The organism is Glycomyces sp. NPDC046736, assembly GCF_040645615.1.
Taxonomy (GTDB): Bacteria; Actinomycetota; Actinomycetes; order Mycobacteriales; family Micromonosporaceae; genus Glycomyces.
In genome coordinates this window covers 1-9704 of record NZ_JBEYYO010000036.1, presented here as the reverse complement: position 1 = coordinate 9704, position 9704 = coordinate 1, and the positions used below count along the sequence as shown (strand labels likewise).

Genomic DNA, 9704 nt, shown 5'->3' with positions numbered 1-9704 from the left:
CCGCTCCCGCTCCCGCTCCCGCTCCCGCTCCCGCTCCCGCTCCCGCTCCCGCTCCCGCTCCCGCTCCCGCTCCCGCTCCCGCTCCCGCTCCCGCTTCCGCTTCCGCGCGTGAGCTTCACTCGTTTAGCGGGGTTGTCGTACCTTCGCGCGACCATGGAAGTCGGGGGCAGTCGAGTTCGGACACGCCCGACCGCGGGGGTCAACCCCCGCGCTCGGGCGTGTCGCAGCGCAGTCGCCCCCGAATCAATCATCGCGCGAGGCACCGACAATCCCTCGCCGCCGACCGCCGACCGCCGACCGCCGACCGCCGACCGCCGACCGCCGACCGCCGACCGCCGACCGCCGACCGCCGACCGCCGACCGCCGACCGTTAGGACAGTCTTGGGCGTTCTTGGGCTGCCGCTCTGTCGGCTCGGGTTCGCAGTTCGGCTGCCATTGTTATCGCTTCGTCTACGTTTCGGTGGTGGCCTACCGCGTCGTGGCCTGCTCCGCCTGCGGTCATTGCTCGCACCGTCGCAAGGCCTTGCAGCCGTTGGATCGGGCCTTGTGTCACTCGGACCGACTGGATTCGCGCGTACGGCACTGCGACGTACGAGTTCACGAACAGGCCGTGGCGTTCCACGAACGCGTGCTCCTGGAGCACTGCGCCGGTGACCTTCCAGCGCAACGGCATTCGCCATCGCGCTCGCCTCGGGGGCCTCGAAACCGCTTCGGGGTCGAGCACCAGGTTCGCGTCGAGTTCGGCCACCGCTTCGGACATCACCGTCGCCACCTGCGGCGGGCTGCCGACCGGGAGCATCGTCGTCGAGGTCACCGACGTCGCGCTCTGCTGCGCCGCCGCGGCCGTCCACACCTCTACTCGCCGCCATCGGCGCGAGCGCCACAGGATCGGTTCGTCGACGCTCATGCCCGTCACCCGGTCGACCGGGACCGTCTCGTGGCTCGTCTCCGTCAATCCACGCTGCACCAGCAGGTTGCCGCCGTCCCTGCTGAGGCGGAACCGGCAGTTGCGCAGGAACTTGTTCACCATCGCGATCGTGCTCTGCGCGTACCCGAGCAGCGCGGGCGCGAAGAACCCGACCCACAGCGTGGTCGCCACCGTGCTGAACCCGAACACCGACCCGGTCACCGTGAACGCCGTGCCGAGCAGCACCAGCGCCGTCACCTGCACCGGCAGCGCCTCCAGCACCGACGCCAAGGCGAGCCGCCGCACCGTCACCGGCGGCACGAGCAGGCCCGCGTCCTCCGCGGGTTCCTCGACCGCGCCGGGCGCAACCTCCGCGCCCTCGACGACGCTCGCCGCGCCGCCTTCGACCACACCGTCGCCTGATGCATCCTCCGCTGCGCCTGCGCCTGCGCCTGCGCCTGCGCCTGAGCCTGCGCCTGCGCCTCGCTCCGCCACTGCCGCGGGCCGTCCGGCGATCGCCAGCAGTTCCGCCCGCAGCTCAAGCGCCCGATCGGCCTTCAAATACGCGAGCCTCGCGTCCGTGCCACTGCCACCGGCGACCTCGATGTTCAACTGCGCCAAGCCGAACAGCCGCGCCCGCAGCGGCCGCACCAGGTCCACCGACTGGAGCCGGTCCAGCGGCACCGTGCGGTGGCTCCGGGTGAACACGCCGCCGTAGATGTGCAGTTCCCGACCCCAGATCACGAAGCCCCGGTACTGGAGCGCGATGAGGCTCCCGATGCCGCCGACCACGGCCGCCGCGATCGCGATATACACCGCGAACAGGAAGTTCCTGGAAGTGAACACCTGGATGCCCGCCGCGGCCGCCGCCGCGAGGAAGAATCTGAAGCTCTCCAGCAGCGGCGTGAGCGGGTGCAGGCGCTGGCGCTGTACGCCTGGCGGCGGGGCCGACTGCTCCCGCGCCGGACCGTACGCCACATCGGCGAGCGGGGGAGCGGGCCACTGATCCGCTTGCGGCGCAACGCCTGAGCCTTCCGGCGCTCCCACGAGCGGAGGAACGGGCCTCTGATCCGCCTGCGGCGTACCGCTCGAACTTCCCGGCACGCCCGTGAGTGGATCGTGCCCCTGATCCGGTTGCGGCGCAGTGACTTCGGGCACTCGGTCGCCGCTTTGGTCGGTCACAGGCCCTCCCGGACCTCGGCGGCCCGCACCGCGAGCCGGTCGCGCAGCGCGGCGGCCACGAACGGGTCGAGTCCGGGGATGTCGGTGGTCGAGCCGAGCGCGGCGGTGCGCAGCTGGACCGTGGTCAGCCCGAACATTCGCTCGATGGGCCCGGCCGAGAGGTCGATGAGCTGGATGCGGCCGTAGGGGACGATGTTCACCCGCCGCGTCAGCAGCCCGTGCCGCACCAGCAGGTCTTCTTCACGTTCGCAGTAACCCCAGGTCCGTACGGTCCGCGCGACCGTCCAAGTCCGCAGGCCCGCGAGGACCACGTACCCGCCGAGGGTCCACCAGAGCCCGTCCCAGCCCAGCCAGATCGTCAGCGGCACGCCCGCGAGCACTGCCAGGATGAACACGTTCATCAGGCTCCGCAGCACCCACACCGTGCGCAGTTTCGGCGACATTGGCTGCCATTCGAGGCCGCCCGGCCACAGGTCCCACACAGGGGTCGCTCTCGCGCTCATGATCCGATCATCCCATTGCACCGCCCTGAGGCACGGCCTCGGTCTCGCATGGGAAACCGCGATCGGTGAGGAAGCTCCGCAGCGATTCGAGGTGCGTTTCGCAAGCGGCCCAGCGCTTGACGCGGTCAGGCGTGTGCAGCCGCGGATTGCGCCACAACAGCATCCAGGCGGCCGCCTCGCGGCAGCCCCGCGCGGAGCAGGTCGGCGTGTCGGCTTCTGAGGTCACCCCTCGATTGTGCGTCGCCGATCGCCCAGGCGCCCCCGGCGAGGCCCCGACTTGGCCTGCCTCACCCCTGGCGCGGCCACACGGCCGTGTCGAGGAACGCCTCCACGGCCTCGACCACCTCGGCCAGCGCGTGCGCCGAGTCCACCAGCGGCCGCCCGCGCACGAACATCCCGTGGTCGGCCCCGCTGATCTCGAACACCTCGCCGGGCAGGTCGCGCGCGAGCGTCTTGTTCCATGCCGGGTCGGCCGAGCCGCCGATGAGCAGGAACGGCGCGGTGGCCCGCCGCAGCGCCTGGACGATCGGGTAGTGCTGGAGCAGCGGCGTGAACCAGATCGCGGGCAGCCCGTGGTGGGAGGCGAGCACCGCCGCGGCCGTGCCGATCGACTTGCCCACCAACAGCGGCGGGTCGTCGTTGTGGACGCGGTCGAGCACGACCTCGGTCTGCTCGCAGATCCCCTCGATCATGGTCTGCTCGTCGGCCGCCAGCCGGTCCACGTCGCGCCACACCAGCGGATACGTGTGCGCCCCGCGCGACTGGAGCGCCACGTGCGTGTACATCAGCAGCGGCCCTTGGACGCTGTAGTTGCGTCCGGGGAGCAGGAGGGCCTGGCGGCGTAGGGGCATGGTGACGATTCTATTTCGCGGGGCCGGGATCGGGGGATCGGCTGATCGGGGGTACGAAAGAGCCGCACGACCACGGGGGAAGTCGTGCGGCTTGGGGAAAGCATAGCGCTCCGACATTTCGCAGCAACGGATTGAATACGCGCGGCGTGTCATCCTTGGGGGCAAAAGGGCCCTGAAGGCGCGTCGCGAACGCGGCGCCGCAGTCTAGACCTGCTGCGCCGCAAGGGGTTCGGCGTAAACTGTCGGGTTCCCGACAAATGCCGGTGCCAGTGTGTCGGATCGGTCCCCGCGGGCCCCTGCGAGGCGCGTACGGGCGAATTACTATCGACAGCACCAGACCGAAGCATCCGAAGGAGCCGATATGGGACCAGCCGACGACGACCGTTCGAAGGACCGCCGAGCAGGCCTGCCCACCCCGGCGGAGAACGCCGCCCTGCTCGAGAAGGCCCTGTTCGAGATCAAGAAGGTCATCGTCGGCCAGGACGCCCTCGTCGAGCGCATGTTCGCCGCGCTCCTGGCCCGCGGCCACTGCCTCATCGAAGGCGTCCCCGGCGTGGCCAAGACCCTCGCGGTCGAGACCATGGCCAAGGTCGTCGGCGCCGAGTTCAACCGCATCCAGTTCACCCCCGACCTGGTGCCCGCCGACATCGTCGGCACCCGCATCTACCGGCAGTCCTCGGAGACCTTCGACGTCGAGCTCGGCCCGGTCTACACCAACTTCGTGCTCGCCGACGAGATCAACCGCGCCCCCGCCAAGGTCCAGTCCGCGATGCTGGAGGTCATGGGGGAGCAGCGCATCTCCATCGGCGGCCAGACCCACGTCCTCCCCAAGCCGTTCCTGGTCATGGCCACCCAGAACCCCATCGAGCAGGAGGGCGTCTACCCCCTCCCCGAGGCCCAGCGCGACCGCTTCCTGTTCAAGGTGAACGTCGGCTACCCCACCGACTCCGAGGAGCGCGAGATCGTGTTCCGCATGGGCGTCGAGACGCCCGTGCCCGACCGGGTCCTCGACACCGACGACCTCCTGCGCCTCCAGCAGGCCGCCGACGGCGTGTTCATCCACAACGCCCTCGTCGACTACGCCGTGCGCATCGTCATGGCCACCCGCAACCCCGCCGCGGCCGGTCTCGGCGCGATCAGTCACCACATCCAGTACGGGGCCAGCCCCCGCGCCTCCCTGGGCCTCATCCGCGCCACCCGCGCCATCGCGCTCCTGCGCGGCCGCGACTACGCCCTCCCGCAGGACCTCGACGACATCGCGCCCGACGTGCTGCGCCACCGCCTCGTGCTCTCCTACGACGCGATGGCCGACGGCATCACCGCCGACGACCTCGTGGGCAGCCTCCTCGCCGCCGTTCCGGCCCCCACCGTGACCCCGCGCCAGGACGCCGCCCCGCGCGCCAGCGTCAGCCCCCAGCAGCCGGGAGCCTGGTAGCCGCGTGAACCTCGCCGACCTGCGCGCGCTCGACCGCCTCCAACTGCTCGTCACCCGCCGCCTCGACGGGCTCCTCCACGGCGACTACCTGGGCCTGCTCCCCGGCGCCGGTTCCGAGCCCGGCGAAGCGCGCGAGTACCGCGCCGGGGACGACGTGCGCCGCATGGACTGGCCCGTCACCGCCCGCACCACCACCCCGCACGTGCGCACCACGATCGCCGACCGCGAACTGGAGACCTGGCTCGCGATCGACCTCTCCCCGAGCCTGGACTTCGGCACCGTCGGCATGCTCAAACGCGACCTCGCCGAAGGCGCCGTCGCGGCCTTCGCCTACCTCGCCGGACGCGGCGGCAACCGCATCGGCGCCGTCGTCACCGAAGGCGGACCGGCCAAAGCGATCCCGCCCAGGCCCGGGCGCGGCGGCGCGCGCTCGCTGCTTCGCACCGTCACCACGCTTCCCCGCGGTGAAGGCACGAGCGACCTCGCCGAACTCATCGACAAGACCCGCCGCCACGCCCGCCGCAGGGGCCTCGCGATCGTCATCTCCGACTTCCTGGAGGACGAAGTCCGGAAGGAACATGAGCACAGTCTGGAAGACGACGAGAACCCAGCGGGCGAAGCCCGTTGGGTCCGCGAACTGCGCAGGCTCGCCGTGCGCCAGCAGGTCCTGTGCGTCGAGATCCTCGACCCCGCCGAACTCGCCCTCCCCGACGTCGGGGTCCTCGACCTCGTCGACCCCGAGACCGGCGTGAACGTCGAAGTCCAGACCGGCAACGCCCGCTTCCGCGCCCGCTACGCAGAGGCCGCCGCCGCCCAGAGGGCCCGCATCGCCGCGGGGATCCGCTCCGGCGGCGCGGCCCACCTGCGACTGTCCACCGGCTCGGACTGGCTGCGGGACATCGCCGCGTTCGTGGCCGAACGCCGCCACCTCGCCGCCTACCGCTGACACTTCCCAAGGAGAACCGTTGATCCGACTGCTCGAACCGCTGTGGCTGCTGGCGCTCATCCCCGTCGCCGCGCTCGCCGCGGTCTACATCTGGGCCCAGTTCTCGCGCCGCCGGATCGCCGTCAAGTTCGCCAACGCCACGCTCCTGGCCAAACTCGTCCCGCGCCTGCCCGGCTGGAGGCGCCACGTGCCCGCCGGCATCATGGTCATGGCGCTGGCGGTCCTGGTCGGCGGCATGACCCGCCCCGCCGTCGACGTCGAGGAACCGCAGGAGCGGGCCACGGTGATCCTCGCGATCGACGTCTCGCTGTCCATGATGGCCTCCGATGTGGACCCCAATCGGATGGACGCGGCCAAGACCGCCGCCGTCGACTTCGTCGCCGAACTCCCCGAGCAGTACAACGTGGGCCTGGTGTCCTTCGCCGGGTACGCCTCGGTCGTGGTGCCCCCCACCAAGAACCGGGGCGAGATCACCACCGCGATCAACGGCCTCACCCTCGCCGAGGCCACCGCCACCGGTGACGCGGTGTTCGCCTCGCTCCAGGCAGTCCAGCAGGTCTTCCCCGACCCCTCCGGCGAGCTCGCGCCCGCGAGCATCCTCCTGCTCTCCGACGGCTACCGCACCGCCGGGCGCACCGTGGAGGAGGCCGCCGAAGCCGCCGCCGCGGCCCAGATCCCGGTCTCCACCGTCGCGTTCGGCACCGATGAAGGGGTCGTCGAACTCGACGGCGACTACGTCTCGGTCCCGGTCGACCGCGAAGCCCTCGCCGGGCTCGCCGACGTCACCGGCGGCCAGTACTACGAGGCCGCCTCGGTCGACCAGCTCCGCGCCGTCTACGAGGACATGGGCTCCTCCCTGGGCTACCGCACGATCGCCGAGGACGCGTCCCAGTGGTTCATCGGCACCGCCCTGATCCTGCTGTTCGCGGCGGCCGGGCTCAGCCTCGCCTGGACCTCGCGCCTGACGTGATCGGGTGAGGCTGGTGCCACACGGTGTGTGAAGGCCCCTTCGCCGCCGCGGCGGCCCGTCGCTACGATCGTCGGTGGCTTCATACAAAGAAACCTGAGGAGTTCGAACAATGGCGCGCACCGTCCTCGTCACCGGCGGCAACCGAGGGATCGGTCTCGCGATCGCACGGGCCTTCGAGGCCCAGGGCGACAACGTCGCCGTCACCCACCGAGGCACCGGCGCCCCCGACGGCCTCTACGGCGTCCAGTGCGACATCACCGACACCGCCTCGGTCGACGCCGCGTTCACCGACGTCGAAGGCAAGTTCGGCCCCGTCGAGATCCTCGTGGCCAACGCCGGGATCACCGACGACACGCTGCTGCTGCGCATGAGCGACGAGCAGTTCGAGCGCGTGGTCGACACCAACCTCAAAGGCGCGTGGCGCGTGGCCAAGCGCGCCTCGGGCAAGATGCTCCGCGCCAAGGCCGGCCGCATGATCTTCATCTCCTCGGTCGTCGGCCTCTACGGCAACGCCGGGCAGACCAACTACGCCGCGTCCAAGGCCGGCCTCATCGGCCTCGCCCGCTCCATCACCCGTGAACTCGGCTCGCGGAACATCACCGCGAACGTGGTCACCCCCGGCTTCGTCGAGACCGACATGACCGCGGTGCTGCCCGAAGACCAGCGCAAGACCTACTTCGCGAACATCCCCGCCAAGCGCTTCGCCAAGCCCGAGGAGATCGCCGGAGCCGTCACCTGGCTCGCCGGCGAGCACGCCGCCTACGTCAACGGCGCGGTCATCCCCGTCGACGGCGGCCTCGGCATGGGCCACTAGGCGGCGATCCCACCGACCGAGCGGTGCGGCTCGGCGGTGCGGCGCCTGCCGCGGGCACAGTATTTTCGATATCGAACAGTGACGACGGAGGAACACATGTCTGGAATCTTGGACGGCAAACGACTGCTCATCACCGGGGTGATCACCGAGCAGTCCCTGGGCTTCGGCGTGGCCAAGTACGCCCAGGAGCAGGGCGCCGACGTGGTCCTCACCGGCTTCGGGCGCATGTCCCTGGTCGAGCGGATCGCCAAGAAGCTTCCCAAGCCCGCGCCGGTGATCGAACTGGACGTGACCGACGCCGAGCACCTCGAAAGCCTCGCCGGGAAAGTACGCGAGCACGTCGACGGCATCGACGGCGTCCTGCACGCCATCGCCTACGCCCCGCCCTCGGCCCTCGGCGGCAACTTCCTCAATACCCCTTGGGAAGACGTGGCCACCGCGTTGAGCGTCTCCACGTTCTCGTACAAGTCGCTCGCGACCGCGTGCCTGCCGCTGATGGAGAACGGAGGCTCCATCGTCGGCCTCACCTTCGACGCCAGCCAGGCCTGGCCGGTCTACGACTGGATGGGCGTGGCCAAGGCCGGGCTCGAGTCCGCCAACCGCTACCTCGCGCGCGACCTGGGCCCCAAGGGCATCCGCGTCAACCTCGTCTCGGCCGGCCCGCAGCGCACCATGGCCGCCAAGTCCATCCCCGGTTTCGAGGCCTTCGAGGAGGCCTGGACCAAGCGCTCCCCGCTCGGCTGGTCCCTCACCGACTCCGAGCCGGTCGCCAAGGCCTGCGCGGCGCTCCTGTCCGACCTCTTCCCGGCCACCAGCGGGGAGATCCTCCACGTCGACGGCGGCTTCCACGCGGTCGGGGTCGAGCGCACCGAGCAGTAGCGGAGCGGCCATGACCACCAATGCAACAGACCTGAACGAGTACGACGCGGTTCTCCTCGTCTCCTTCGGCGGGCCCGAGGGCCCTGGCGACGTGCTGCCGTTCCTGCGCAACGTCACCCGCGGCCGCGGCATCCCCGAGGAGCGCCTCACCGAGGTCGCCGAGCACTACCACCACTTCGGCGGGATCTCCCCGATCAACCAGTGGTGCCGCGAGGTCATCGACGCGCTCCGCACGCAGTTCCGCAAAGACGGTATCGACCTGCCGATCTACTGGGGCAACCGCAACTGGCCGCCGATGCTGGTCGACGCGGTCACCCAGATGACCGGCGACGGCGTCAAGCGCGCCCTCGCGCTGTGCACCAGCGCCTACGGCTCGTACTCCTCGTGCCGCCAGTACGTCGAGGACATCAACGCCGCGCGCGCCGCGGTCGGCGACACCGCCCCGGTGATCGACAAGATCCGCCACTTCTTCGACCACCCCGGCTTCGTCGGCGGCTTCGCCGCTCAGCTGCGCTCCAGCCTCGACGAGATCGCCGACCAGTCGAAGACCCGCGTGGTCTTCACCGCGCACTCGATCCCCGACACGATGGACGAGTGCTCCGGCCCCGAAGGCGCCCGCTACTCCGACCAGGTCGCCGAGGCGGCCGCGCTGGTCGCCGAGCGCGCCGGGTGGGCCGGGGACTTCGACGTGGTGTGGCAGTCCCGCTCGGGCCCGCCGTCGATGCCGTGGCTCGCGCCCGACATCAACGACCACCTCAAGGACCTCGCCGCGGCGGGCGTCGACACCGTGGTGGTCAGCCCGGTAGGTTTCCTCTCCGACCACATCGAGGTCCTCTGGGACCTCGACAACGAGGCCAAGGACACCGCCGCCGAGCTGGGCCTGCGCTACCTGCGCGCGGGCACGCCGAACATCGACGGCGACCTGGTCGGCATGTTCGGCGAGCTCGTGGCCGAACGCGTCAAGGGCGCGCCGATCCGTCGCCTGGGCAAGCTCCCGGTCTGGGACCCGACGGTCGAGGGCTGCTGCCCCGCCCGCCGCCCCCCGGCCCCCGAGAAGCACCGAGGTCGCTAGGGGGTGTTTGGGAACTCGCGGCGAGTCGGTATCCGAGTCCATTCGTTCGCTCGGGAGGCGGAAGGCCTTCCCGATACCGGTGTTGTATCGGGAAGGCCGACAACGAAGCGAGCGGGCGAATGGGCCGGATAACGGCCGTCGGGGG

At 70.7% G+C, this 9704-nt stretch carries 10 protein-coding genes; 6 read left to right on the top strand and 4 right to left on the bottom strand.

What is annotated here, in order from left to right; genetic code table 11:
* Positions 1-370: 370 nt before the first annotated feature.
* The 4 genes from AB0B28_RS22540 to AB0B28_RS22525 form a co-directional block, all read right to left on the bottom strand.
* Positions 371-1885, bottom strand: coding sequence for a PH domain-containing protein (locus AB0B28_RS22540; RefSeq protein WP_360124965.1), 1515 nt, complete (start codon positions 1883-1885; stop codon positions 371-373).
* Positions 1886-2085: 200 nt separating this feature from the next.
* Positions 2086-2592, bottom strand: a complete 507-nt coding sequence (locus tag AB0B28_RS22535; RefSeq protein WP_360124962.1) for a PH domain-containing protein — start codon at positions 2590-2592, stop codon at positions 2086-2088.
* Between the two features lie 7 nt (positions 2593-2599).
* Positions 2600-2818: a hypothetical protein gene (locus AB0B28_RS22530; RefSeq protein ID WP_360124959.1), complete on the bottom strand. Its 219-nt coding sequence runs from the start codon at positions 2816-2818 to the stop codon at positions 2600-2602.
* 61 nt (positions 2819-2879) lie between these two features.
* Positions 2880-3443, bottom strand: a complete 564-nt coding sequence (locus tag AB0B28_RS22525; RefSeq protein ID WP_360124956.1) for an alpha/beta hydrolase — start codon at positions 3441-3443, stop codon at positions 2880-2882.
* Between the two features lie 361 nt (positions 3444-3804).
* Here AB0B28_RS22525 and AB0B28_RS22520 point away from each other — a divergent pair, with 361 nt between their 5' ends.
* From AB0B28_RS22520 to AB0B28_RS22495, 6 genes are all read left to right on the top strand, one after another.
* Complete coding sequence (locus tag AB0B28_RS22520; protein ID WP_360124953.1) at positions 3805-4878, top strand: MoxR family ATPase; 1074 nt, start codon at positions 3805-3807, stop codon at positions 4876-4878.
* A 4-nt stretch (positions 4879-4882) separates the two neighbouring features.
* Complete coding sequence (locus AB0B28_RS22515) at positions 4883-5824, top strand: DUF58 domain-containing protein (protein WP_360124951.1); 942 nt, start codon at positions 4883-4885, stop codon at positions 5822-5824.
* A gap of 19 nt (positions 5825-5843) precedes the next feature.
* Positions 5844-6794, top strand: coding sequence for a VWA domain-containing protein (locus AB0B28_RS22510; RefSeq protein WP_360124948.1), 951 nt, complete (start codon positions 5844-5846; stop codon positions 6792-6794).
* A gap of 109 nt (positions 6795-6903) precedes the next feature.
* Positions 6904-7608, top strand: a complete 705-nt coding sequence (locus AB0B28_RS22505) for a beta-ketoacyl-ACP reductase (RefSeq protein WP_360124945.1) — start codon at positions 6904-6906, stop codon at positions 7606-7608.
* A 96-nt stretch (positions 7609-7704) separates the two neighbouring features.
* A complete protein-coding gene (gene fabI / locus AB0B28_RS22500; RefSeq protein ID WP_360124942.1) occupies positions 7705-8487 on the top strand; it encodes an enoyl-ACP reductase FabI in 783 nt (260 codons plus the stop codon).
* 10 nt (positions 8488-8497) lie between these two features.
* Positions 8498-9559, top strand: a complete 1062-nt coding sequence (locus tag AB0B28_RS22495; RefSeq protein ID WP_360124939.1) for a ferrochelatase — start codon at positions 8498-8500, stop codon at positions 9557-9559.
* Positions 9560-9704: the final 145 nt, after the last annotated feature.

Excerpts from the sequence above, each read along its gene's own strand:
- fabI (WP_360124942.1), top strand. The coding sequence starts at position 7,705 with ATGTCTGGAATCTTGGACGGCAAACGACTGCTCATCACCGGGGTGATC.
- AB0B28_RS22525 (WP_360124956.1), bottom strand. The coding sequence starts at position 3,443 with ATGCCCCTACGCCGCCAGGCCCTCCTGCTCCCCGGACGCAACTACAGC.
- AB0B28_RS22505 (WP_360124945.1), top strand. The coding sequence starts at position 6,904 with ATGGCGCGCACCGTCCTCGTCACCGGCGGCAACCGAGGGATCGGTCTC.
- AB0B28_RS22535 (WP_360124962.1), bottom strand. The coding sequence starts at position 2,592 with ATGAGCGCGAGAGCGACCCCTGTGTGGGACCTGTGGCCGGGCGGCCTC.
- AB0B28_RS22520 (WP_360124953.1), top strand. The coding sequence starts at position 3,805 with ATGGGACCAGCCGACGACGACCGTTCGAAGGACCGCCGAGCAGGCCTG.
- AB0B28_RS22495 (WP_360124939.1), top strand. The coding sequence starts at position 8,498 with ATGACCACCAATGCAACAGACCTGAACGAGTACGACGCGGTTCTCCTC.